The organism is Streptomyces millisiae, assembly GCF_031845425.1.
Lineage (GTDB): Bacteria > Actinomycetota > Actinomycetes > Streptomycetales > Streptomycetaceae > Streptomyces > Streptomyces millisiae.
This window is the reverse complement of sequence record NZ_JAVREM010000036.1, coordinates 38,502-63,041: the sequence shown is the minus strand read 5'-3', so window position 1 is coordinate 63,041 and position 24,540 is coordinate 38,502. Positions and strand designations below refer to the sequence as shown.

The window sequence follows — 24,540 nt, the reverse complement described above, 5'->3', positions numbered from 1 at the left end:
CCCTTTTCCGCGCTTCGCGCCGGTGTGGCGGGCCTGACCGCGCTGCGCGCGGTACACGGCCCGCCAGGGCCGAGGGCCGCGGCGGCTGCGCCGCCGGGCCGCGCGACGACCCGCCCGGAGGGCGGCCGGCGGCCAATGCCTAGAGCGCCGTCATGACGTGCTTGACGCGCGTGTAGTCCTCGAGCCCGTACGCCGAGAGATCCTTGCCGTAGCCGGACTTCTTGAAGCCGCCGTGCGGCATCTCGCCGACCAGCGGGATGTGCGTGTTGATCCAGACGCAGCCGAACTCCAGCGCCTTGGACATCCGCATGGCGCGCCCGTGGTCCCTGGTCCAGACGGACGACGCCAGGCCGTACTCGACGTCGTTGGCGAAGGTCACCGCCTCCGCGTCGTCGGAGAACTTCTGCACGGTGATCACCGGGCCGAAGACCTCCTCCTGGATGATCTCGTCGTCCTGCCGGCAGCCCGTGATCACCGTCGGCGCGTAGAAGAAGCCCCGCTCGCCCACCTGGTGGCCGCCGGTGACGACCGAGGCGTGCGCCGGCAGGCGCTTGACGTAGCCGGCGACCTTCGCCAGGTGGGCCGGGTTGTTGAGGGGGCCGTAGAAGCAGTCGGGGTCGGCGACGTCGCCCGTCCGCACCTCGGCCGCCGCCTTGACCAGGCCGGCCACGAACTCGTCGTGCACGGACTCGTGCACCAGCACCCGGGTGGCCGCCGTGCAGTCCTGGCCGGCGTTGAAGAAGCCCGCGTCGCGGATGCCCTCGACGGCCGCCGGCAGGTCCGCGTCCTCGAAGACCAGGCAGGGCGCCTTGCCGCCGAGCTCCAGGTGCGCCCGCTTGAGGTCCTTGGCCGCGCTGGCCGCCACCTCCATGCCGGCCCGCACCGAGCCGGTGATGGACACCATCTCCGGAGTGGGGTGCTCGACCATCAGCCGCCCGGTGTCCCGGTCCCCGCACACCACGTTGAACACGCCGGGCGGCAGGATCTCGCCGAGCAGCCCGGCCACGAACACCGCCGAGGCGGGCGTGGTGTCCGACGGCTTGAGCACCACCGTGTTGCCGGCGGCCAGGGCGGGCGCGAACTTCCAGACCGCCATCATCACCGGGTAGTTCCACGGCACCACCTGCGCGCAGACACCCACCGGCTCGCGCCGCACGAAGGACGTCATGCCGGTCATGTACTCGCCCGCCGACTTGCCCTCCAGCATCCGGGCCGCGCCGGCGAAGAAGCGGATCTGCTCGAGCATCGGCGGCAGTTCCTCCTGCCGGGTCAGCTCGAGCGGCTTGCCGGTGTTGCGACACTCGACGGCCAGCAGTTCGTCGGCGTGCTTCTCGAAGGCGTCGGCGATGCGGAGCAGGGCGAGCTGCCGGGTGGCGGGCGTGGTGTCGCGCCACTCGGGGAAGGCCGCCTCGGCGGCGGCCATGGCCGCGTCCACGTCGGCGAGCCCGGAGAGCGGCGCTGTCGTGTACACCTCGCCGGTGGTGGGGTCCACCACCTCGCTGGTCCGCCCGTCGGCGGCGTCCCGGAACTCCCCGTTGATGTAGTTGCGCAAACGGTTCGGATCGGTGGTCACGACACCCTCCTGCTTCCCGGTCCATCAGGCTGCGGCACCTCAGCCTATGCCCAGGAGGCGGTCGAGCGACACCGCCACAGACCAAAGATCCACCACCCCAGGGGCGCCGCTCACGGAAGAATGACGCCCCATACCGCATCACGAGAAAGGATTTCCCGTGGCCGGGCGGGTCCTGTCCACCGTCCGGAGGATTCTTCCGACCGCTCGCCGAGTCGCCGGCCACCGCCCGCCCCGGCTGTGTCAGCGTGCTGGGGTGCCTGTGACGGATTCCCCGACCGCTCGTTCACCCGGTCGGGGGAGTTAAGGCGATACGACCGGAGGTGCCGGAGACGATGGCCCCACCCGACAACGACATTCTCTGGGCGCGCGGACTGCACTACGCGTACGACGGTTCGCCGGCGCTCCTCGGAGCCTCCCTCGGTGTCCGGCAAGGCGAGATCCTCGCCGTCACCGGGCCGCGCGGCTGCGGCAAGTCCACGCTGCTCGGCTGCCTCTCGGGGCAGCTGGCCCCGGACAACGGCGAGGTGTGGTTCAACAGCGTGCCGGTGCACACCCTCTCCCCCGCCAGCCGGGAGCGGCTGCGCCGCGACCGCTTCGGCTGGATCGGCCCGACGCACCAGCTCGTCGACGAGCTCACCGCCTGGGAGAACGCGGCGCTGCCACTGCTGCTGGCCGGCGTCGGCCAGCGCAAGGCCCGCCACACGGCGCTCGAGTGGCTCGACCGGCTCGACGTCGGCGAGTGCGCCCGCAAGCGCCCCTACGCGCTGCTCCAGGCGCAGCGACAGCGGATCGCCCTGGCCCGCGCCCTGGTCCACCAGCCCGACGTGCTGTTCGCGGACGAGCCCACGGCACCGCTCCACCAGGCGGACCGGGCCCAGGTGCTGCGCACCCTGACCACCGCGGGGCGCTCGCACGGCATCACCGTCGTGCTGGCCACCCATGACGCGGAGGTCGCCACGCTCGCCGACCGCACGCTCACCCTCGTGGACGGCCGCGCCTCGGGCGCGCCCGCGGAAGCCGCATGCTCAGTCTCCGTCTAGCCCGGGGCGCCCACCCGGCGGCGCTGTGCCGCCGGCTGCTGGTCGCGTGTGCCGCCGGCGGCGTCGGCTTCCTGCTGCTGAGCGCGCTGGCCTACGCGGTCGCCCACCCGGAGGCCGGCCGGGCGGCGCTGCTGCGGCTCGCCTGGTGCGCGGTGCCGCTCGCCGCCACCGTGCAGCTGGCCATGGCGGTGACCCGTGCCGAGCCGGTGGGCCGGCGCGGCTCAGGACTCGACGTGGCGGGCCTCGGCCCGGGGCGGATGCCGGTGCTCGCGGCGGTCTCCACGGCGCTCGCCGGGCTCCTCGGCAGCTGCGTGAGCCTGCTGTGCTTCCTCCATCTGCGCGGCGACACCTCCGAGGTGCTGCCCTACCACGGCGCCGCGGCCGACGTGCTGCCCGCCGGCCCGTTGCCGCTGGCCGCCGCGGTCACCCTGCTCGCCATCGTCCCGCTGGCGGCGGCCGTCGCCAGCGCGCTCACCCTGCGGCGGACGCCGGCGGGGTCCGAGCGGGCGCCGCAGCCGCTGCCCCCGCCCGACTCGCTGGACCTCGCGGACGCCGCGCGTGCCGAGCCCTCGGTGCCGCTGCCCGCCGGGCTGCCCTGGGGCACGGCGCTGACCACGGCCGGCATCGCGCTCAGCGCCTACGCGGGAGACGACCGGCCGCGGGCCGCGACCGACGGGTGGCTGCCGATCGACGGCACGCTGGGCGGGGTGGCCCCGGGGGTGGTGGGCGGTTGGCTGCTGATCGCGGCCGGCATCGTGCTGGCCGCGCCGGGGCTCGTCCACCTGTGTGGCCTGCTGCTGGCCGCCGGCCGCCCCCGGGTGGTGCGGCTGCTCGCCGGTCGCGGCCTGCAGGAGGAGTCGCGGCGGGTGGGCCGGCCGCTCGGCGCGCTGTGCGCGGCGGTGGCGGCGTCGCTCGCGGCGTTCTCGCTCGACGGTCTCGGCCAGTTCGGCCCGCTGGGGGTGCTGGGCACCGGGATCGTGCTGGTCTGTTCCCTGGCCTCGGTGGCCACCGCGGCCGACGAGGCCAGGGCCGCCCGCCGGCCGGCCACGGCCCTGCTGCGGCGGCTCGGCGCGCCGCGCGGCATGCTGCGCCGGGCCGCGCTGCTGCGGCTCTCGGTGCTGCTGGTGGTCTTCGTGCCGCTGACCTGGCTGGCCGCCCAGCTGATCGCCCTGCCGGCCGGCGGCTAGCGGGGCGGGCCACGACACACGACGGCCCGGTTCCCGCCGGGGAGGCAACGGGACCGGGCCGTCGGGCCGTGTCGCGCGGGCTCGGGGACGCGCGGCTCGGGGGGGCAGGTCAGGGGCGGGCGAGGAACGGCGGGAAGTGCGCCTCGGCGATCGTGCCCCGGTCGACCCGCACCGTGCTGAGCGGAACGCCCACCACCCCGTCCGGCAGGTCGACCCGCGCCAGGTAGAGCCCGGGGTCCAGGTGCGCGAAGCCGAACCAGCCGGTGCCGTCGGCGCGCCCGGTGACCCGCTCGCCGCGGCCGCCGAGCGGGGTGAGGGTGACCTCGGCGCCGTCCAGCGGGGTGCCGTCCCGCAGCGTCAGCTCGCCGGTGACGTGCCCCTCGGTCGGCCGGCTCTTCCACTCCATCTCCGGCACGGCGGCGCGCTCGGCGAACGGCGCGTCCTCGCCGGTGGTCAACGCCTCGGCCAGCCGGCGCCGTTCGGCGGCGGCGCCGGCCGTCGCCGCGTCCAGGCTGGGGCTGGCGTAGGAGTAGCCGCTCCAGCCGGCGGCGGTGTTGCCCGCCGGGGTCTCGGCGAGCGCCTGGCGGACCTGGCTGACGCTGTCCGCCACCGAGTTGAGGTAGAGCGCGGGCCCGTTGACCGCCTGCCGCTCGCCCTGGGCGTCGGCCAGGAACTCGGACCACTCGGCGAACATCCGGGCCTGGTCCGGGTTCCAGTTCCGCTTGTAGTTCATGGTCACGACGGTGTCCATGATCCCCTCGTCGAGCCAGCCGGCCCAGTCCTGGAGCACCTCGGCGTAGGTGCGGGTGGACTCCCAACCGCCCACGGACCGCGGCCCGTAGCCGTAGGTGATGGCGTCCATGGAGAGCCGGGCGGTGGGGTCGACCTCCCAGATGCCGAGGTAGATCCGGCGCACCAGGTTGGTGACCTGGTCGCGCCGCCAGTCGCTCCACTGCTCGTCGGCGGGCGCGGGGACGTCGGTGCGTCCGGTGGCCCGCTGGAAGCGCGCCACCGAGACCGCGTTGTAGCCCCAGTCGCTGTGGGTGGTCTGGGCGCTGCCGTCCGGGTAGCGGATGTAGTCGAGGTTGATGCCGTCCACGTCGTACTCGCGGACGATGCTCTGGATCGCCGAGACGATGTAGGCCACGGCGTCCGGGTGGCCCGGGTCGACGTAGGCGTTGGCGCCGACGAGTTCGGTGCCGTCCGCCTTGCGGTTCAGCCAGCGGTCGGCGCCCTGGGCGGTGGGGCCGTGCTGGTTGAAGACGTGCTCGGGTGAGCGCGGCGGCGTGCCGCTGTTCCACATGGTGTTGACGTTGACCCAGGCGTGGACCTGGAGGCCGGCGGCGTGCGCCTGGGCGATGACCTCGTCCAGCGGGTCGTACGGCGCGGGGTCGACGGCCGCGTCGGTGCGCGGGTAGACGGCCCGGTTGCAGAAGCAGTCGTAGCGGCGGGCGGTCTGCACGATCAGGGCGTTGGCGTTGACGGCGAGCGCGTCGTCGATCAGCGTCGAGACCTGCTCCGGGGTGTAGATGCCGGGGTTGAAGGCGTCCACCCAGTAACTGCGCCACTGCTCGGGCGGCCCGCCGTCCGACTCGGTGGCCGCGGCCGAGCCCACGGTCGGGCCGAGCAGGCCGACGACAGCGAGCAGCACGAGCAGGAACCGTCTCATATGGCGCCCCTCTCAGGGGAGTTGAGAGTCGGTTCGACAATTTACTTCGCCGGACCCCGGGCGTACAGACAGAAACTTTCGCCGTCTCAGCGCGTCTCGGCGCCGGCCGGCAGCACCACGACCTCGGCCGGGTCGAAGGCGAGGCCGACGGTCTCGCCCTCGGCGGGCGCCTCGCGCAGCGCGCAGGCCGCCTCGAGCGCCGGCCCGCGCTCCGGCGCGAGGTGCAGCAGCACATGGTCGCCGCGGAAGGTGCGGGCGCGCACCAGAGCACGGGGCGCGTCCTCGGCCGGGGTGAGCCGGACGCCGGAGGGCCGCAGCAGCAGCCGGTGCCGGCCGTCCGAGGTGCCGGCGGGCACCGGCACCCGGCCCCAGGGGGTGTCGGCCACGCCGTCGCCGACGGTGGCGTCGGCCAGGTTGCGGAAGCCGAGGAAGCGGGCGACGAAGTCGTCGGCGGGCCGGCTCCAGACCTCGACCGGGGTGCCGACCTGGGCGACCCGGCCGTCCCGCATCACCACCACCCGGTCCGCGAGCGCGAACGCCTCGCCCTGGTCGTGCGTGACCGCCAGCACGGTGGTGCCCAACCGGCGGAAGAGCTCCCTGAGTTCGACGACGAGGCGCTCCCTGAGGTGGCGGTCGAGCTGGCCGAGCGGCTCGTCCAGCATCAGCAGCGCGGGCCGGGGCGCGAGCGCGCGGGCGAGCGCGACCCGCTGCTGCTCGCCGCCGGAGAGCTCGTCCACCGACCGCCGTTCGGCGCCCGGCAGTCCGACCAGGTCGAGCAGCTCGGCGACCCGCCGCCCGGCCTCGGGCCGCGGCACCCGCCGCATCCGCAGGCCGAAGCCGACGTTGCCGCCGACGTCGCGCTGCGGGAAGAGCTGGTGGTCCTGGAACATCAGCCCAAGGCCCCTCCGGTGCGCCGGCACCCCGGCCTGGTCGCGGCCGGCCAGCCGGACCGTGCCCGCGGCCACCTCGGCGAGGCCGGCGACGGCGCGCAGCAGCGTGGACTTGCCGCTGCCGCTCGGGCCGAGCACGCAGACCGTCTCGTGCTCGGCGACGTCGAGGGTGACGTCGTGCAGCGCGGTGCGGCCGGGGTAGCGGACGGTCACGCCGGCGAGTTCGAGCAGGGCGGTGCCGGGGGCGACCGTCCGGCCGTCCCGTTCCGCCGCCACGACACGGTCCATCGGGGGCCTCACAGCAGCTCGGCGGAGCGGGCGGGGCGCAGCCGCTCCAGGGCCAGCAGGGTCAGGGTGCACACCAGCATCAGCACGGTGCTCAGGGCCATGGCCTGGCCGTAGTTGAGCTCGCCCGGGCGGCTGAGCAGCCGGGCCACGGCCACCGGCAGGGTCGGCGCGTCGGCGCGGGCGATGAAGACGGTGGCGCCGAACTCGCCGAGCGAGACGGCGAACGCGAAGCCGGCGGCGACCAGCAGCGCCCGCCGCACCAGCGGCAGGTCGACCTCGCGCCAGGCCCGCCACGGCGAGGCCCCGAGCACGGCGGCGGCCTGCCGCAGCCGGTCGTCGACGGCGCGCAGCACCGGCAGCAGCACCCGCACCACGAACGGGGTGCCCACCAGCGCCTGGGCGAGCGGCACGAGCAGCCAGGAGGACCGCAGGTCGAGCGGCGGCTCGTCGAGCGCGATCAGGAAGCCGAAGCCCACGGTGACCGCCGAGGTGCCGAGCGGCAGCATCAGCAGCGCGTCGACGCCGCGCAGCAGCCGGCCCGCGCGCCGGGTGAGCGCCACGGCGGCGAGCCCGCCGACGACCAGGGCGATCGCGGTGGCCAGGGCCGCGTAGCGCAGCGAGGTGCCCACCGCCGCCCAGGGCGCGGCGACGAAGGTGCCGCTCTCGGTGCCCGTCAGCGCCCGGTAGTTGCCGAGTCCGTAGCCGTCCGGGGTGGACAGCGAGCGCTCCACGAGCACCGCGAGCGGCAGCAGGAGCAGCACCGTGATCACCGCCACGACGCCGCCGAGCAGCGCCCACTGGGCCCGGCCGCGCGGCCGGCGCGCCGTGGTGGCCGGGTCGCGCAGCGCCAGCGCGCCCTCGCGGCGGCGCGTCAGTCGGCCGTGCGTGGCGAGCAGCGCGGCGACGGTGGCGAACTGCAGCAGGGTGAGCACGGCGGCCGTGGGCAGGTCGAGCAGTTGGGCGGTCTGCCGGTAGATCTCCACCTCCAGCGTGGCGTAGCGGGGCCCGCCGAGGATCTGGACGACGCCGAAGGAGGTGAAGGTGAACAGGAACACCAGCAGCCCGGCAGCGGCCAGCGAGGGCGCGAGGGCCGGCAGGGTGACGCGCCGCCAGGCGGCGAACCGGCCGGCGCCGAGCACCCGCGCCGCCTCCTCCTGCCGGGGGTCGAGCTGGGCCCAGAGGCCACCCACGGTGCGGACCACGACGGCGTAGTTGAAGAAGACGTGGGCGAGGAGGATGGCCCAGGCGGTGTTGTCGAGCCGCACGCCCCACAGCTCGTCGAGCAGCCCGCCCCGGCCGAGCAGCGCCAGGAAGGCGGCTCCGGTGACCACGGTCGGCAGCACGAAGGGCACCGCGACCACGGCGTGCAGCAGCCGCCTGCCGGGGAAGTCCAGGCGGGCGAAGACGTAGGCGCCGGGGAGCGCGAGCGCCAGGGTGAGGGCGGTGGAGGCCGCCGCCTGCCAGCAGGTGAACCACAGCACCCCGGCCAGGTCGGGGTCGGTGAGCACCTCGCCGACCACCCCGATCCGCCAGGCGCCCTCCGGGCGCAGCCCGCGCTCCACGATGGCCGCCACCGGGTAGGCGAAGAACAGCGCGAAGAAGGCCAGCGGGGGCGCGAGGAGCGCGAGCCGGACGGCGAGGGTGCGGGTCACCCGGGGAACCTCGTCCTCGGCGGACTCGGCGGACTCGGCGGACTCGGCGGACTCGGCGGACTCATCGGACGACCAGCGAGGTCCACTCGTCGACCCAGTCCTCGCGGTGCTCGGCGATGGCGGTGGGCTCCACCGACCAGGGCTCCGCCACGGTCGCGCCGTAGCGGGTGAAGACCTCGGGCAGCTCGGTGCCCTCGCGGACCGGGTTGACGAACATCGACATCGGCAGTTCGCGTTGGAAGGCGTCGCTCAGCAGGAAGTCGAGCAGCGCCCGGCCGCCCTCCGGGTTGGCGGCGCCGTCGAGCAGCCCGGCGAACTCGATCTGCCGGAAGCAGGTGCCGGTGGCCACGCCGGTGGGCGCCTCGTCCGGCAGTTCCTCGCCGCCGCCGAAGGCGACCTCGGCCGGCGGGCTGCTGGCGTAGGAGACGACGAGCGGCCGGTCGCCCGAGGAGCCGCCGGCGCCGGAGAAGCGCTCGTAGTACGCCTGCTCCCAGCCGTCGACCACCTCGACGCCGTTCTCCGCGAGCCGCTGCCAGTACTCCTGCCAGCCGTCCTCGCCGTAGGCGTCGACGGTGGCCAGCAGGAAGCCGAGCCCGGGCGAGGAGGTGGCGGCGTTCTCCACGACCAGCAGATCTCGGTAGGCGGGGTCGGTGAGGTCGTCCAGCGTCTCCGGCGGGGTGAGGTCGTGCTCGGCGAAGTAGCCGCGGTCGTAGTTGACGCAGACGTCGCCGGTGTCGACCGGGGTGACCCGGTGCTCGCCGGCGTCCAGCTGGAACTCCTCGGGCACCTCGGCGAGCCCCGCGGCCTCGTGGGGGACGAACACGCCCGCGTCCAGGGCGCGGGAGAGCAGCGTGTTGTCGACGCCGAAGAGCACGTCGCCCTGCGGGTTGCCCCGGGAGAGCACGGCCTGGTTGACGACGACGCCCGCATCGCCGCCGCGCAGCACCTCCACCTGGTAACCCGTCTCCGCGGTGAAGGCGTCCAGCACCTCCTGCGGCACCTCGAAGGAGTCATGGGTGACCAGGGTGACCTCGTCGCCGCCCGCGCCCTCGGAGTCGCCCGGACCGGCCGCGTCCTCCGAGCCGCCGCAGGCGGTGAGCAGGGTGAGCCCGAGGGCGGTGGCGAGTGTGGCGGCGCGCCGCATGGCGCGCCCCGGGTGGCTGGGGTGCATGTGCCGCCCTTTCCGGGCCTTCCTGGCCGACTGGAGACAGGCGGGCGCGCACGCACGAGAGGCCTTCCGAACTTCCTACCCAGCATGACCTGGGCGAGGTTCGAGGGTCTGCGGCCGGTGCCGCACTCTCAGCGCTGCGAGCGCTCCCCTGTCGGAATGTGTGATTGTCGGCCGCCCACGATAGCAGCCGCCGGGAGCGGCTACCGCTCGGCCGCCGCCAGCTGACCGCAGGCCCCGTCGATCTCCTGACCCCTGGTGTCCCGCACGGTGACCGGCACCCCGTGGGTCTCCAGCGCCGCCACGAAGGCCCGCTCGTCCTCGGGCCTGGAGGCCGTCCACTTGGAGCCGGGGGTCGGGTTGAGCGGGATCAGGTTGACGTGCGCGCCACGGCCCTTGAGCAGCCGGCCGAGCAGGTCGGCCCGCCACGCCTGGTCGTTGATGTCCCGGATGAGCGCGTACTCGATGGAGACGCGCCGCCCGGAGCGCTCCGCGTACTCCCAGGCCGCGTCCAGCACCTCGCGGACCTTCCAGCGGGTGTTGACCGGCACCAGGGTGTCCCGCAGCTCGTCGTCCGGCGCGTGCAGCGAGACCGCGAGCCGGCAGGACAGGCCCTCCTCGGCGAACCTGCGCATGGCGGGCACCAGGCCGACGGTGGAGACGGTGATGCCGCGCTGCGAGAGCCCGACGCCGTCGGGACCCGGGTCGGTGAGCCGGCGGATGGCGCCGACCACCCGGCGGTAGTTGGCCAGCGGCTCGCCCATGCCCATGAACACGATGTTGGACAGCCGCGCCGGGCCGCCCGGCACCTCGCCGTCGCGCAGCGCCCGCATGCCGTCCACGATCTGGTGCACGATCTCGGCGGTGGACAGGTTGCGGTCGAGGCCGGCCTGTCCGGTGGCGCAGAACGGGCAGTTCATCCCGCAGCCGGCCTGTGAGGAGACGCACATGGTGACCCGGTCCGGGTAGCGCATCAGCACCGACTCGACCAGGGTGCCGTCGTGCAGCCGCCACAGCGACTTGCGGGTGGCTCCGTCGTCGCAGCTGACGTGCCGCACCACGGTCATCAGCCGGGGCAGCAGCTCCTGGGCGAGCCGCTCCCGGGCGCCGGCCGGGATGTCCGTCCACTCGGCGGGGTCGTCCGCGAACCGGCCGAAGTAGTGGCGGGACAACTGCTTGGCGCGGAACGGCTTCTCGCCGAGCGCGACGACCGCCTCACGCCGCTCGTCGGGGCTGAGGTCGGCGAGGTGCCGCGGGGGCTTGGCGGCCCCGCGCGGCGCGACGAAGGTGAGCTCTCCTGGTACAGGCATGGTCAGGCCAGTGTCGCAGACGCCGGCGACATCCCACGCCGCCGCCCGCCCCGCCGGCCGCCGCCGGGCCGGACTCAGCCGGCGCCGACGAAGGCGAGCAGCACCAGCCAGACCACCGGGGCGGTGGGCAGCAGCGAGTCGAGCCGGTCCATGATCCCGCCGTGCCCCGGCAGCAGCCGGCCCATGTCCTTGATGCCCAGGTCCCGCTTGATCATCGACTCGCCCAGGTCGCCGAGGGTGGCGCTGACAGCCACCCCGAGCCCGAGCACGAGCCCCTGCCACCAGGCACCGTCGTCGATCAGGAACTCGGCGCACACCGCGCCCGCGGCCATCGCGAAGAGCACGGCCCCGACCAGGCCCTCCCGGGTCTTGCCCGGGCTGATCCTGGGGGCGAGCTTGGCGCGGCCGAACCGGTAGCCCACGGCGTAGGCGCCGGTGTCGCTGACCACGGTGAGGATCAGGAACGTCAGCACGCGCTGGACGCCGTCGTCGGCGGCCAGCATCAGCGCCACGAAGCTGGCCAGGAACGGCACGTAGAACGCGGCGAAGACCGCGGCCGTCACATCCCGCAGGTAGTCCTCGGGCGGGCCCGACATCCGCCACAGCAGCGCGGCGAGGACGGTGAGCGCCATGGCCAGCCAGACGCCGTCGGCGCCCCGCAGGTAGCCGAGCACGACCGTGGCGGCGCCGCCCACCGCGAGCGGCGGCAGCGGCAGCCGGATGAGCTTGCGCTCGGCGAGCCGCGAGGAGAGCTCCCAGAGCCCGACCACGACCGCCAGCGCTATCACGACCAGGAAGGCGGGCTTGTAGGTGAAGAGCGAGACCAGGACGACCGCGCCGAGGCTGAGCCCGACGCCCACGGCGGCGCCCAGGTCGCGCCCACCGCGCTTCGTGGGCGGGCGGGCGCCGGAACTCGCGCCGGGGCCACCGCCCACGCCGGGGGGCGACGCCGCGTCGCCGTCGCGCCCGGCCTGGCCCGCGTAGCCGGCGGCCTGGGGCTGTGGCCCCCAGGACGGTCGCCCCCAGGATGATTCAGTCACGTCCGGTCAGACCTCGAGCAGTTCCGCTTCCTTGTGCTTGAGCAACTCGTCCACCTGGGCCACGTACTTGGCGGTGGTGTCGTCCAGCTCCTTCTCGCCACGCCGGCCCTCGTCCTCGCCGACCTCGCCGTCCTTGACGGCCTTGTCGATGGCCTCCTTGGCCTTCCGGCGGACGCCGCGGATCGAGATCTTGGCGTCCTCGCCCTTGGTCTTGGCGACCTTGATGTACTCGCGGCGGCGCTCCTCGGTGAGTTCGGGGAACACCACGCGGATGATGTGGCCGTCGTTGGTCGGGTTGACGCCCAGGTCCGAGTCCCTGATGGCCTGTTCGATGTTGCGCAGCGCGCTCTTGTCGAACGGGGTCACCACGGCCATCCGCGCCTCGGGAACGGAGAACGAGGCGAGTTGGTTGATCGGGGTCTTGGTGCCGTAGTAGTCGGCCAGAATCTTGTTGAACATCGCCGGGTGCGCACGGCCGGTGCGAATCGCGGCCAGATCCTCCTTGGCGACCACGACGGCCTTCTCCATCTTCTCCTCGGCCTCGAGGAGGGCTTCTTCGATCACCACGTGCTCCTGGTTCGATGTGTTCGATGTGGGTGTCTGTCAGGCCCGCCGGCCCTGGCTGTTGACGAGTGTGCCGATCTTCTCACCCTTTACGGCACGGGCGATATTGCCCTCCGCGAGTAGTTCGAAGACCAGGATGGGCAGTTTGTTGTCCCGGCACAGGGTGATCGCCGTGGAATCCGCCACCCTGAGGTCGCGGGTGATCACCTCGCCATAATCGAGCGCGTCGAACTTCACGGCGTCCGGGTTCTTCGCCGGATCCGAGTCGTAGACCCCGTCCACCCCGTTCTTGCCCATCAGCAGCGCCTCGGCGTGGATCTCCAGGGCGCGCTGGGCCGCCGTGGTGTCCGTCGAGAAGTAGGGCATGCCCATGCCCGCGCCGAAGATGACCACGCGGCCCTTCTCCAGGTGCCGCACGGCACGCAGCGGGATGTAGGGCTCGGCGACCTGGCCCATGGTGATGGCCGTCTGCACCCGGGAGTCGATGCCCTCCTTCTCCAGGAAGTCCTGGAGCGCGAGGCAGTTCATGACCGTGCCGAGCATGCCCATGTAGTCGGAACGGGCCCGGTCCATGCCGCGCTGCTGCAACTCGGCGCCCCGGAAGAAGTTGCCGCCGCCGATGACGACGGCGATCTGCGCGCCGTCACGGACCACGGCGGCGATCTCCCGGGCCATCTTGTGCACGACGTCTGGGTCGACCCCGAGCCCTCCGCCGCCCGCGAACGCCTCTCCCGACAGCTTGAGCAGGAAACGGCGAGGTTTGTCGTCCTGGTTCATGGAACTCTCCTCGTGCACACACCAAGGAGGCCACTGCCAGCGGATGCGCGCGATCCCCTGTTCGGCAATGGCCTCCTCGTCACCACTTCGGTCGTGCCGGCCGCTTCTGCCGCGGCCGGACGGCCTTCCGCCCGACAATAGCCGGGGCACGTCCGTTCCGTCGCCGACGGCGCGACGTCACGGGCGGCGCGTCAGCGCGTCAGGCGCCGACGCGGAACCGGGCGAAGGCGGTCAGCGTGGCGCCGGCCTCGGTCAGCACCTTCTGCACCGTCTTCTTGTTGTCCTTGGCGAACGCCTGGTCGAGCAGCGCGTTCTCCTTGAAGAAGCCGTTGACCCGGCCCTCGACGATCTTCGGCAGGGCGCCCTCGGGCTTGCCCTCCTCGCGGGCGGTCGCCTCGGCGATGCGACGCTCGTTCTCGACGACGTCGGCCGGCACGTCCTCGCGGCTGAGGAAGCGGGGGGCGAAGGCGGCGATGTGCTGGGCGACGTCCTTGGCGGTCTGGGCGTCCTCCTTCTCCAGCTGGACCAGCACGCCCACCTGCGGCGGCAGGTCGGGGCTGGTGCGGTGCAGGTAGGAGGCGACGTAGCCGCCCTCGTAGCGGGCGTAGCGGTCCAGGACGATCTTCTCGCCCAGGTTCGCGTTGGCCTCGTCCACGTAGGCCTGGACCGACTTGCCGGGCTCGATCTCGGAGCCGAGCAGGGTGGCCAGGTCGGCCGGGGCGGAGTCGAAGACGTGCTGGGCGATCGCCGCGGCGACGGCCTGGAACTTCTCGCCCTTGGCGACGAAGTCCGTCTCGCACTTGAGCTCGACCAGCACGCCGGACGCGTTGTCCTCGGCGATCAGCGCGACGACCGCGCCGTTCTCCGCGGTGCGGCTCTCGCGCTTGGCCACGCCCTTCTGGCCCTTGACGCGCAGGATCTCGACGGCCTTCTCGACGTCGCCCTCGGCCTCGTCGAGCGCCTTCTTGCAGTCCATCATGCCGGCGCCGCTGAGCTCGCGGAGCTTCTTGACGTCGGCGGCGGTGAAGTTCGCCATCGTTACTGATTCTCTTCCGGAAGTCGTTCGGATCGCTTGGCTCGCCCCACTGGGCGCCGTACGCAGGGGACGGCGGACGGGGTGCTCACCCCGCCCGCCGTGCGCCCCGGTCGTGCCGTGGTGCGGTGCGCCTCAGCCCTGCTCGGCGGTGGCTTCGGTCGACTCGGCGGGCGCGGCCGCCTGCTCCTCGGCGGGCTTCTCCTCGGCCGACTTCTCCTCGGCCGGCTTCTCCTCGGAACGCTCGAGCAGCTCGCGCTCCCACTCGGGCAGCGGCTCGGCGGCGGGCTTCTCGCCCTCCTTGGCCTGCGCGGCGCCCGAGCGGGCGATCAGGCCCTCGGCGACGGCGTCGGCGATCACGCGGGTGAGCAGCGTGACCGAGCGGATCGCGTCGTCGTTGCCCGGGATCTTGTAGTCGACCTCGTCGGGGTCGCAGTTGGTGTCGAGGATCGCGACGACCGGGATGTTCAGCTTGCGGGCCTCGCCGACGGCGATGTGCTCCTTCTTGGTGTCCACGATCCAGACGGCGCTGGGCACCTTCTGCATGTCGCGGATACCGCCGAGGGTCTTCTCCAGCTTCGCCTTCTCGCGGGAGAGGACCAGCAGCTCCTTCTTGGTGAGGCCGGAGGCCGCCACGTCCTCGAAGTCGATCTGCTCGAGCTCCTTGAGCCGCTGCAGCCGCTTGTGGACGGTGGAGAAGTTGGTGAGCATGCCGCCGAGCCAACGCTGGTTGACGTAGGGCATGCCGACGCGGGCGGCCTGCTCCGCGATCGCCTGCTGGGCCTGCTTCTTGGTGCCCACGAACATGACGGTGCCGCCGTGCGCGACGGTCTCCTTGACGAACTCGTAGGCGCGGTCGATGTACGACAGCGACTGGAGCAGGTCGATGATGTAGATGCCGTTGCGCTCGGTGAAGATGAAGCGCTTCATCTTCGGGTTCCAGCGGCGGGTCTGGTGCCCGAAGTGGACGCCGCTCTCCAGCAGCTCCCGCATCGTGACGACGGCCATGGCCGTTCTCCTTGGTTGATGCTCGGTTGTCCGCGCCGCCCGGCTGGCCGGCGCTCCTGACGCCCCGGCGCGCTGTGCCATGGGAGCCGCCGTATGACGCCCGGGGACGCCGACCGCTCCATGGACCGAGGTGCGCGGCCACCGAAGCACCGCGGCTGGGCCGCTGCGCCGAAGTGGCGGGGCATGCGAGGTCGGTCCGGGACCCCCGGACCGCCACGAGCAGTGTACGGGACGGGCGGGGCGCCGGACGACCGAGCACGGAAGCGTGCGGAAGGGCACGACGCGCCGCGAGCACCCCTCGGACGAGTGACACGTACGAGTGACGAGGTTATCCACAGTCACCGACTTGTCCACCAAGATCCACTTCCGCCTCGCGCTCCCCTCACAGTCGGTGCCGGAGGTGATGCGAAGTGAATCATCGAGGAGCGTTGGGGCGCTTCGGGGAGGACGTGGCCGTGCGGCGGCTGCGGGACTCCGGGTTGACGGTGCTGGAGCGCAACTGGCGCTGCCGGGCCGGGGAGATCGACATCGTGGCCGAGGAGCCGGCCGGCGGCGGCACGTTGGTGATGTGCGAGGTCAAGACCCGCCGGATCGGCCGGCTGGCGCCGTTCGAGCATCCGATGGCCGCGGTGACGCCGCGCCGGGCCGACCGCCTGCGCACGCTCGCCGAGTGGTGGCTGAGCGAGCGGTGGCTGGCCAGGTTCGACGCCCCGCCGCCGGGCGGGGTGCGGATCGACCTGATCGGGGTCCTGCTCCCGCGGCGCGGCGCGCCGCTGGTGCAGCACGCGCGGGGGGTGGCGTGATGGCGTTCGCCCGCACCTGCGCGGTGGCCCTGGTGGGGGTGGAGGGCGTGGTGGTCGAGGTGCAGGCCGACCTGGAGCCCGGCGTCGCGGCGTTCTCCCTGGTCGGCCTCGCCGACAAGTCGCTCAGCGAGAGCCGGGACCGGGTCCGGGCCGCGGTGATCAACTCGGGTGCCGAGTGGCCGCAGAAGAAGCTGACCGTGGGGCTCAGCCCGGCCGCGGTGCCCAAGTGCGGCAGCGGATTCGACCTGGCGGTCGCCTGCGCGGTGCTCGCGGCGGCCGAGCGGATCGACCCGCGGGCGATCGCGGACCTGATGATGATCGGCGAGCTGGCGCTCGACGGGCGGGTGCGGCCGGTGCGCGGGGTGCTGCCCGCGGTGCTGACCGCGGCGGACGCCGGCTACCGGCAGGTGGTGGTCCCCGAGCAGGCGGCGGCCGAGGCGGCCCTGGTGCCCGACGTCTCGGTGCTCGGCGTGCGCAGCCTGCGCCAGCTGATCGCGCTCCTCGCCGACGAGCCGGTGCCGGACGAGCCGAGCACCGGCGACCCCGGGCCCGGCGGGTCCCGCGTCGCGCTCGGCCCCGGCTGGGGCTTCCCGCAGCCGGCCGGCCTCTACTGCGCCGCGGGCGTCGGGCAGGCCGTGCCCGACCTGTCCGACGTCTCGGGGCAGCGGCTGGCCCGCCGGGCGCTGGAGGTCGCGGCCGCCGGGCGGCACCACCTGCTGTTCAAGGGGCCGCCGGGGGCCGGCAAGACGATGCTGGCGGAGCGGCTGCCCGGGCTGCTGCCCCCGCTGACGCACCAGGAGTCGCTGGAGGTCACCGCGGTGCACTCGGTGTGCGGTTCGCTGCCGGCCGGCCGCCCGCTGATCGACCGGCCGCCGTACTGCGCGCCGCACCACTCGGCCTCCATGGCGTCCCTGGTCGGCGGCGGCACCGGGGTGCCGCGCCCCGGGGCGATGTCGCTCGCCCACCACGGGGTGCTCTTCATCGACGAGGCCGCCGAGATGAACAGCCAGGTGCTCGACGCCCTGCGCCAGCCGCTGGAGTCGGGCCACGTGGTGGTGGCCAGGGCGGCCGGGGCGATGCGGATGCCGGCCCGGGTGCTCCTGGTGCTCGCCGCCAACCCGTGCCCGTGCGGCCGGCACGGTGCGCCGGGCGGCGAGTGCGAGTGCCTGCCGGCCACCGTCCGGCGGTACCGGGCGCGGCTCTCGGGGCCGCTGCTCGACCGGATCGATCTCCGGGTCATGGTGGAGCCGGTGAGCCGGGCCGAGCTGGTCGCCTCGGGGGGCGGCGGCGAGTCCACGGCCGTGGTGGCGGAGCGGGTGCTGGCGGCCAGGGAGCGGGCCGCCGCCCGGTACGGCGCGGCGCCCTGGTCGGCCAACGGGGAGGTGCCGGGGCACGAGCTCAGGTCCCGCTGGGCGCCGCTCCCCGGCGCGCTGGCCCGCGCCGAGCAGGACATGGACCGTGGGCTGCTGACCGCCAGGGGCCTGGACCGGGTGCTCCGCGTCGCCTGGACGGTGGCCGACCTGGTCGGCCACGACCGGCCCACCGCCGAGGACGTGGACGCGGCCCTGGAGCTGCGCACCGGCGTGCGGCGCGGTGCGGGCGTCGCGGGGAGCCTCCCATGAGGGGCGCGCTGGCGGCGGCCGGGCCGCCGGCGGGCCGGGCCTCCGGCTCGGTCAGCGGGGAGTGCCGGTTGGCGCGGGCCGCGGTGACCAGGCTCGCGGAGCCGGGGGACGAGCTGATGGGCCGCTGGCTCGCGGAGCTCGGCCCCGAGGAGGTCTGGCGCGCGGTGCGCGCGGACGACCGGCTGCCCGGCGCGAGCCGGGACCGCTGGGCGGGGCTGCGGCTGCGCGCCAGGCGGGCGGACCCGAGCCGGGACCTGGCGGCGATCGCGGCGGCCGGCGGCCGGTTCCTGTGCCCGGGGGACCGGGAGTGGCCGAGCCAGCTGGACGACCTGGGTCCGGCGCGACCGGTCGGTCTCTGGGTGCGCGGCCCCTGCTCGCTGCGGTTCGTGGCGCTGCGCTCGGTGGCCGTGGTGGGCTCCCGGGCGTGCACGGACTACGGGGCGCACGTGGCGGCCGAGTTCGCCGGGGCGCTGGCCGAGCGTGGCTGGGCGGTGGTCTCCGGTGCGGCGTACGGGGTGGACGGCGCGGCGCACCGGGGCGCACTCGCGGTGGGCGGCCCGACCGTGGCGGTCCTGGCCTGCGGGGTCGACGTGGGCTATCCGGCGGCGCACCGGGAGCTGCTCGACCGGATCGCGGGCGGCGGCCTGCTGGTGGCCGAGTTGCCTCCCGGGGAGCATCCCACCCGGGCCAGGTTCGTCCAGCGGAACCGGGTGATCGCGGCGTTGACCAGGGGCACCGTCGTGGTGGAGGCGGCGCGGCGGAGCGGTTCGCTGGTGACGGCCAGACACGCGAGCCGGCTCGGTCGGCATCTGATGGCCGTGCCCGGTCCGGTGACGTCGAGCCTGTCGGTGGGCGCGCACCGGCTGATCAGGGAGGCGGCCGTGCTGGTGTCCGATGTCGCGGAGATCATCGAACTGGTGGGGGACATGGGCGAGTTGCCGCCCGAGGAGGCGAGCCCCGCCGTGCCGAGGGAGTTGTTGGCGCCGGAGGCGGGACAGGTGTTGGAGGCGTTGCCCGCGTGGGGGGCGCTGGGCGTGGAGGAGATCGCGCGCCGGGCGTGCACGGGCGAGGCGGCGGCGCTCGCCCGGCTGCGGGAGCTGAGCTGCCTGGGCTTCGTCGAACGGGTGGGCGAGCGCTGGCAGTTGCCCTGCCCCGCCGGCCGACACGCGGGCGGGGGTGATCAGGCGGGAAGTGCCGGGGTGTAACACCACGGTGCGGGCAGCGGAACGTATCTGCGCATAGCCGAGCACCGCCCACATGCGCAATGCGACCCGACAGTCACGCTACGCTCACAGGGTTCTGTCGACAGAACCGCTTCCCCGCACGCACACCTCCCGCAGGTCATCCCGCAGAACGGCTCAAGACGACGCATGCCACAGCACTCCTCCGGGCCCCGGAACGCGGCTCCGGCTGCCCCGGCCGTGACGGAGGGCGCCACCGTTCCCGCCGCGCCGACCGCCCTCGACGAGCTGTGGCGTTCGTACAAGGCCAGCGGTGACGAACGGCTGCGCGAGCAGCTGATCCTGCACTATTCGCCGCTCGTCAAGTACGTGGCGGGCCGGGTGAGCGTGGGCCTGCCGGCCAACGTGGAGCAGGCCGACTTCGTGTCCTCCGGGGTGTTCGGCCTGATCGACGCGATCGAGAAGTTCGACCCGGGGCGCTCCATCAAGTTCGAGACCTACGCGATCACCCGCATCCGCGGCGCCATGATCGACGAGCTCAGGGCGCTGGACTGGATCCCCCGCTCGGTGCGGCAGAAGGCCAGGGCTATCGAGCGGGCCTACGCGACCCTGGAGGCGTCGCTGCGCCGCACCCCCTCGGAGTCCGAGGTCGCCGAGGAGATGGAGATCTCCCTGGAGGAACTGCACGCCGTGTTCAGTCAGTTGTCGCTGGCCAACGTGGTGGCCCTGGAGGAGCTGCTGCACGCGGGCGGCGAGGGCGGCGACCGGCTCAGCCTGATGGACACGCTGGAGGACACCGCGGCCGACAACCCCGTGGAGGTGGCCGAGGACCGGGAACTGCGCCGGCTGCTGGCCCGCGCGGTGAACACGCTCCCCGACCGCGAGAAGACCGTGGTGACGCTCTACTACTACGAGGGCCTGACGCTGGCCGAGATCGGCGAGGTGCTGGGGGTCACCGAGAGCCGGGTCAGCCAGATCCACACCAAGTCCGTGCTCCAACTCCGCGCCAAGCTGGCGGACGTGAACGGCTAGGTCCTGTCCGGGCGATCCGGCCACCGGTGAGCCGCCGACGCTCTACAGTGAGGGCGTGCCCAGGATCCGAGCGGCCACGGTGGCCGAGCACCGGAGAATCCAGCGCGACGCCCTGCTCGACGCCGCCAGGTCACTGCTGTCCGAGGGCGGCGTCAGGTCGCTGACCTTTCCGGCGCTCGCCGAGCGCACCGGGCTGGCCCGCTCCTCGGTCTACGAGTACTTCCGCTCCACCGCCGCGCTGGTCGAGGCGCTGTGCGAGGTCGACCTCCCGCTGTGGGCGGCCGAGGTGGAGGCGGCGATGGCGGCGGCCGACACGCCGGCCGCCAGGATCGAGGCCTATGTCAGGCACCAGTTGACGCTGGCCGCGGACGGCCGGCACCGGGCCGTGATGGCCGTCGCGGCCGGCGAGCTGGAAGCCGCGGCCAGGGCCGGCACCCGCCCCGACGCCGCCTGGGAGCGGATCCGGGCGGCGCACGGCGGCGTCGCCGAGCTCGTGGTCGGCGTGCTCGCCGAGCTCGGGCACGAGGACCCGCGGCTGGCCGCCAGGCTGCTACAGGGCGTGATCGACGCGGCGGTCCGCTGCGGTCCGGGCCAGGGCGTCGCCGAGACCGCGGTGCGGATGGCCCTGCGCGCCGCCGGCGCGGACCGGGGCCTGGTCCCCCGGGAGCGGGACGCCTCCGACGGGCAGGAGCCTGACGGGACCGGCGCCTAGCAGCCGAGCGGGCAGCAGCGAGAGCGGATCGAGGTACGTCTCATCGCGCAGCAGCCCCCAGTGCAGGCAGGCCGTCGGGCAGTGGAAGGGCCCCTCGGCGAGCGACCCGACCACCTCGCCCGCCGCCACCCGGTCCCCCACCGCCACCGAGGCCAGTACCGGCTCGTGCGTGATCCGCAGCGGCGGCTCGCCCCCGCCGTCCAGCTCGATGGTGAGCACCCCACGGCCGGCCACCGGCCCGGCGAACGTCACCCGCCCGGGCGCCGCCGCCCGGACCTCGGCCCCCGGCGCGGTGGCCAGGTCGACGCCGCGGTGCCCCGCGGCCCACGGCGCGGGCGGTGGATCCCAGAGCCTGGCCACCACCGGCCTGGGCCCGCCGGCGGGCCCAGGCACCGGCCAGGAGCCGGCGGTCCCGTCGGCTGCCGGCGCGCCGGCAGCGGGCCAGGCGAGCAGAAACACGGAGAGCAACGGATTCAGCACTGTCAGGAGAGCCATGCGGCCAGGCTGCCGCCTCCGGCCCCCGGGCGGGGAGACGGGCCCTCAAGCTGTGGACGACCGGCGATCTGTGGATAGCGCCGGCACCCGTACGGGTGACTTCGGAGCGTCAGGAGCCGCGCGCGCCGCCGAAGCCCGAGTCCTCGGGGAGGTCGAGCTCGCTGCGGTTCAGCTCCTCGATATTCACGTCCTTGAACGTCAGCACGCGCACCTGCTTGACGAAACGGGCCGGCCTGTACATGTCCCACACCCAGGCGTCGGCCATGGAGACCTCGAAGAACACCTCGCCCTGGACCGAGTGCACCTGCATCTCGTAGTCGTTGGTGAGATAGAAACGCCGCTCGGTCTCGATCACATACGTGAATAGCCCGACCACGTCCCGGTACTCCCGGTAGAGCTTGAGCTCCATCTCGGTCTCGTACTTTTCGAGGTCCTCGGCACTCATGGCGTGATCCCCTTCAGCCGTGCGTTCCCTCATTGTGCGCCACCGGAGGCGTCGGCACGCCACGGCGGTCCGACCGAGCACGAGTGAGCCGGCCCACGACGGGCCCGAGGAGCGCTCCGCAGACGATCAGCAGGCCCCCCGCCACGGTCGCGTACGCCAGCGGCCGCAGCGGCCCCGCGCCCGACACCCCGCCCGGCAGCTCCGCGAAGCCCGAGGCCACGGGAAACACGCCGAGACGGTCGAACGGCCAGACGGTGGCCTCCACCCGCCCCGACACCGCCGTCAGCGGCACCGTGCCGGGGTCGGACTCCGTCATGAGGTTCCGGGAGTCGAGCGAATCGACCCGGTCGTCGCCGAGCAGGAAGATCTCGCCGTCGGGGACGGTGGCCTCGAAGCCGACGCCCGCGGCGCCCTGCGCCTCCTCGACGTACGGCTCGGCGATCGGCTCGCCGTTCACCGTGAGCCGCCCGCCCTCGTCGCAGCAGGCCACGGTGTCGCCACCGACGCCGACCACCCGCTTGATCATCGGGCTGTCTCCCCAGAGAGCGTCGCGGAAGACCACCACGTCCCCACGCCGCACCTCGGAGCCGTCTATGCGCTGCGCCAACACCCGGTCGCCGGCCATGACGGCCGGCGACATCGAGTTGGTCGGCACCGTGTAGGGCTGGTACAGGAAGGCCGCGAGCACGAAGCCGCCGAGGAAGAGCACGCAGCCGACCCCCACGGCCACCGCGGACAACCTCCGACCAAGTCGCCCGCCATGCCCCGGCGCTCCGCTCATCCGCCCCGCCCCTCCCGATCAGTGGTCAGGAGGTGACCCTATCCAGCACCGCACCCGGCGGTCAGCCCTTTTGCGCCACGCCGCCCTCCACGCCACCGACGGCCGCCGCCCCGGTCGGGGCGGCCGCCTCGCGGGCCAGCAGCCGGCGGCGCCGCCACAGCACCAGCGGCACCGCGGTCGCCAGGCCGATCGCCCCCGGGCCGACGAAGCCGGCCGCACTCCCCACCGAATCGAACGCGGACGGCACCGGCAGAGTGGACCACCGGTTCACCGGCCACGCGATCACGATGGCACGCCCGACCACGTCGTCCTCGGAGACGGTGCCCCGCCCCTCCAGGTTCTGGTGGTACCGCGAGTCGAGCGAGTCCTGCCGGTGGTCACCCATGACCCACAGCCGCCCCTCGGGCACCGTGATCGGCCCGAAGGGGCGGTCGCCACACGGTGTGTTGCCCGGGAACAGGTAGGAACTCTCGTCCAGCGGCTCGCCGTTGACCATGACCTGGCCACCGTCCTGACACTCCACGGTGTCCCCGCCGACCGCGATGACCCGCTTGATCAGGTCCTGGTCCTCGGCGGACGGCATCAGCCCGATCCAGCTCAGCGCGTCCTGAACGGCCGCGCCGAAGCCGCCGTTCGACGGGGTGTCACCGAGCCAGCCGTCGGGATCGTGGAAGACGATCACCTCACCGCGCTCCGGCTCCGCGCCGAACCACGGCGTGAGCTTGTCCACCAGCACGCGGTCGCCGCGCTGCAGCGTGTCCTGCATCGAGTTGGACGGGATCGAGAACGCCTGCACCAGGAAGGTCTTGATCAGCAGCGCCAGAACGATGGCGATGCCGATCAAGATCGGCAGCTCCTTCCAGAACGACCGCTGCTTGGCGCCCTGGCCGGGCGCCGCCTCCGAGCCGTCCTCGCCGCCGTCACCCTTCCGGGCCTCTTCGCCAGGGTCGCTCGCAGGCGCATCCGCGCCATCCGCGCCCGAGTCGCCTTCGGCCCCGTCCTTCGGAGGCGGGGGCGCTGAGCCGGATGCCTCGCCGCCCGGGGCCTCCGGACGCTCCTCCGGGTCCTCCGCGCCGGACCGCGCACCCACCGCAATTTCCCCCACTTCCGCTCCTCACACTCCGCTCCGGTCCGTGCGGGTTCCGCAACAGACCCACCACTCCCATAACGAGCGGAAGTTCCGCAGGGCTCGGGAGTCGCGCGATTTCACCGTCATTCTCCCCCTCGCCCGCCGTTCCGGGCAGTCGGCCCGCCGCCGCGTCAGGGTCACCGGTCCCGGACTCGCCCGGATCGGGCACGGCGGAGAACGCCTCGGTGCCGCCCAGGCCGCTCCAGTGCGAGAAGGGCCAGGCGATCACGACGGCGCGCCCGACGACCAGGTCGACCGGCACCGTGCCGCCCTCCTCCTCCAGGTGGTAGCGGGAGTCGGCCGAGTTGGAACGATGGTCGCCCATCACGAACAGCCGCCCCTCGGGGACGGTCACCTCGAACTCGATCTGCGAGGGCTCGTTGCCCGGATGCAGGTACGGCTCGTCCAGCGGCGCGCCGTTGACGGTGACCCGCCCCTCCGGATCGCAGCAGGCCACCGTGTCGCCGCCGAGCGCGATGACCCGCTTGATCAGGTCCTGGTCGTCGTCGGACGGCAACAGCCCGATCCAGGTCAGGAAGTCCTGGGCCTGCCGCACGCCGATGGGTCCTTCGGACCCCGAGTCCTGCTCGCCCTCGAGCCAGCCGCCGGGATCCCGGAACACCACCACGTCGCCGCGCTCGGGCTCCCAGCCGAACCAGGGCGTCAGCTTGTCCACCAGCACCCGGTCGTTGATCCGGATCGTCTGCTCCATCGAACCGGAGGGGATCACGAACGCCTGCACCAGGAACGTCTTGAGACCCAGCGCGATCACGAGCGCGGTCACGATCAGGATCGGGATCTCCCGCGTGGCACGCAGCCGGCGGCGCCGCTTGATGCGCCTGGCCGCGCGCCGCCGGTCGGCCCGGCCCTCGCCGGGGCCCCGCAGGGTGCGCGGCGGCTCGTCGCGCGCCCCCTCAGCGGGCGCGGGAGCCGGCGCGGGCGCAGGCGTGGGCACCGGCGTGGGCGGCTGCTCGTCGGGCGCCACGCCCCACACCTGCCCGGTGGTCCCGCCCGGCAGCGGCGTGGACGACCTGGGCGGGAAGCCACGCGTCTCGGGGAGTTCGGCCGTGCTCTCCGGCGCGCCGCCGCCCTGCGGCGCGCTCCTCGGCGGAAAGCCCCTGGTCTCGGGGAGCTCTGGCGG

20 protein-coding genes and 3 pseudogenes are annotated in these 24,540 nt (G+C 73.8%); 7 read left to right on the top strand and 16 right to left on the bottom strand.

What is annotated here, in order from left to right:
• Nucleotides 1–139: 139 nt before the first annotated feature.
• Nucleotides 140–1,573: a gamma-aminobutyraldehyde dehydrogenase gene (locus tag RNC47_RS23255; protein WP_311601456.1), complete on the bottom strand. Its 1,434-nt coding sequence runs from the start codon at nt 1,571–1,573 to the stop codon at nt 140–142.
• Between the two features lie 413 nt (nt 1,574–1,986).
• On the opposite strand from RNC47_RS23255, the pseudogene RNC47_RS23250 reads away from it, so the two are divergent.
• Nucleotides 1,987–2,613 (top strand): annotated as a pseudogene (locus RNC47_RS23250) (ABC transporter ATP-binding protein); the annotation flags it as partial.
• The gene (locus tag RNC47_RS23245) at nt 2,595–3,800 is read left to right on the top strand and encodes a hypothetical protein (RefSeq protein ID WP_311601454.1); all 1,206 of its coding nucleotides are present in this window, start codon (nt 2,595–2,597) and stop codon (nt 3,798–3,800) included. The pseudogene RNC47_RS23250 and the gene RNC47_RS23245, both read left to right, overlap by 19 nt.
• 109 nt (nt 3,801–3,909) lie before the next feature.
• Here the strand turns inward: RNC47_RS23245 and RNC47_RS23240 are convergent, their stop codons facing one another.
• The 10 genes from RNC47_RS23240 to rpsB all read right to left on the bottom strand — a co-directional run bounded on the left by RNC47_RS23240 (nt 3,910) and on the right by rpsB (nt 15,199).
• Entirely contained in the window at nt 3,910–5,469 is a 1,560-nt protein-coding gene (locus RNC47_RS23240) for a family 10 glycosylhydrolase (protein ID WP_311601453.1), read from the bottom strand.
• Between the two features lie 86 nt (nt 5,470–5,555).
• Nucleotides 5,556–6,647 (bottom strand): ABC transporter ATP-binding protein, encoded by a 1,092-nt coding sequence (locus RNC47_RS23235; protein WP_311601452.1) that lies wholly within the window; start codon nt 6,645–6,647, stop codon nt 5,556–5,558.
• An 8-nt stretch (nt 6,648–6,655) separates the two neighbouring features.
• Entirely contained in the window at nt 6,656–8,299 is a 1,644-nt protein-coding gene (locus RNC47_RS23230; RefSeq protein ID WP_311601451.1) for an ABC transporter permease, read from the bottom strand.
• 61 nt (nt 8,300–8,360) lie between these two features.
• Nucleotides 8,361–9,443: a thiamine ABC transporter substrate-binding protein gene (locus RNC47_RS23225; RefSeq protein WP_394814851.1), complete on the bottom strand. Its 1,083-nt coding sequence runs from the start codon at nt 9,441–9,443 to the stop codon at nt 8,361–8,363.
• Nucleotides 9,444–9,670: 227 nt separating this feature from the next.
• A complete protein-coding gene (gene rlmN / locus RNC47_RS23220; RefSeq protein ID WP_311601448.1) occupies nt 9,671–10,777 on the bottom strand; it encodes a 23S rRNA (adenine(2503)-C(2))-methyltransferase RlmN in 1,107 nt (368 codons plus the stop codon).
• Nucleotides 10,778–10,851: 74 nt separating this feature from the next.
• Nucleotides 10,852–11,712 (bottom strand): phosphatidate cytidylyltransferase, encoded by an 861-nt coding sequence (locus tag RNC47_RS23215; protein ID WP_311601462.1) that lies wholly within the window; start codon nt 11,710–11,712, stop codon nt 10,852–10,854.
• Between the two features lie 111 nt (nt 11,713–11,823).
• Entirely contained in the window at nt 11,824–12,381 is a 558-nt protein-coding gene (frr, locus tag RNC47_RS23210) for a ribosome recycling factor (protein WP_311601447.1), read from the bottom strand.
• Between the two features lie 39 nt (nt 12,382–12,420).
• Entirely contained in the window at nt 12,421–13,158 is a 738-nt protein-coding gene (gene pyrH, locus RNC47_RS23205; RefSeq protein ID WP_132817941.1) for a UMP kinase, read from the bottom strand.
• A 199-nt stretch (nt 13,159–13,357) separates the two neighbouring features.
• On the bottom strand, nt 13,358–14,194 hold the full coding sequence (gene tsf / locus RNC47_RS23200; RefSeq protein ID WP_311601446.1) for a translation elongation factor Ts: 837 nt from the start codon (nt 14,192–14,194) through the stop codon (nt 13,358–13,360).
• Between the two features lie 132 nt (nt 14,195–14,326).
• Nucleotides 14,327–15,199: a 30S ribosomal protein S2 gene (gene rpsB / locus RNC47_RS23195; RefSeq protein ID WP_311601444.1), complete on the bottom strand. Its 873-nt coding sequence runs from the start codon at nt 15,197–15,199 to the stop codon at nt 14,327–14,329.
• A gap of 410 nt (nt 15,200–15,609) precedes the next feature.
• On the opposite strand from rpsB, the gene RNC47_RS23190 reads away from it, so the two are divergent.
• From RNC47_RS23190 to RNC47_RS23170, 5 genes are all read left to right on the top strand, one after another.
• Nucleotides 15,610–16,002, top strand: coding sequence for a YraN family protein (locus RNC47_RS23190; RefSeq protein ID WP_311601443.1), 393 nt, complete (start codon nt 15,610–15,612; stop codon nt 16,000–16,002).
• Nucleotides 16,002–17,624, top strand: coding sequence for a YifB family Mg chelatase-like AAA ATPase (locus RNC47_RS23185; RefSeq protein WP_311601442.1), 1,623 nt, complete (start codon nt 16,002–16,004; stop codon nt 17,622–17,624). The genes RNC47_RS23190 and RNC47_RS23185 overlap by 1 nt, the downstream gene beginning before the upstream one ends.
• Nucleotides 17,621–18,829 carry a DNA-processing protein DprA gene (dprA, locus tag RNC47_RS23180; protein ID WP_311601441.1) on the top strand — a complete coding sequence of 403 codons (1,209 nt, stop codon included), beginning with the start codon at nt 17,621–17,623 and terminating at the stop codon, nt 18,827–18,829. Before RNC47_RS23185 ends, dprA begins: the two co-directional genes overlap by 4 nt.
• Before the next feature lie 165 nt (nt 18,830–18,994).
• Nucleotides 18,995–19,837 (top strand): RNA polymerase sigma factor WhiG, encoded by an 843-nt coding sequence (gene whiG, locus RNC47_RS23175; RefSeq protein WP_311601440.1) that lies wholly within the window; start codon nt 18,995–18,997, stop codon nt 19,835–19,837.
• Nucleotides 19,838–19,916: 79 nt separating this feature from the next.
• A complete protein-coding gene (locus tag RNC47_RS23170; RefSeq protein ID WP_311601461.1) occupies nt 19,917–20,549 on the top strand; it encodes a TetR/AcrR family transcriptional regulator in 633 nt (210 codons plus the stop codon).
• A gap of 84 nt (nt 20,550–20,633) precedes the next feature.
• Here the strand turns inward: RNC47_RS23170 and RNC47_RS23165 are convergent.
• From RNC47_RS23165 to lepB (RNC47_RS23145), 5 genes and pseudogenes are all read right to left on the bottom strand, one after another.
• Nucleotides 20,634–21,044 (bottom strand): annotated as a pseudogene (locus RNC47_RS23165) (peptidoglycan DD-metalloendopeptidase family protein); the annotation flags it as partial.
• 109 nt (nt 21,045–21,153) lie between these two features.
• A complete protein-coding gene (locus RNC47_RS23160) occupies nt 21,154–21,489 on the bottom strand; it encodes a DUF2469 domain-containing protein (protein ID WP_132930779.1) in 336 nt (111 codons plus the stop codon).
• A gap of 13 nt (nt 21,490–21,502) precedes the next feature.
• Entirely contained in the window at nt 21,503–22,270 is a 768-nt protein-coding gene (gene lepB, locus RNC47_RS23155; protein ID WP_311601438.1) for a signal peptidase I, read from the bottom strand.
• Nucleotides 22,271–22,331: 61 nt separating this feature from the next.
• The gene (gene lepB / locus RNC47_RS23150; protein ID WP_311601460.1) at nt 22,332–23,366 is read right to left on the bottom strand and encodes a signal peptidase I; all 1,035 of its coding nucleotides are present in this window, start codon (nt 23,364–23,366) and stop codon (nt 22,332–22,334) included.
• A pseudogene (lepB, locus tag RNC47_RS23145) lies at nt 23,311–24,354 on the bottom strand (signal peptidase I); the annotation flags it as partial. The gene lepB (RNC47_RS23150) and the pseudogene lepB (RNC47_RS23145), both read right to left, overlap by 56 nt.
• Between the last annotated feature and the right edge of the window lie 186 nt (nt 24,355–24,540).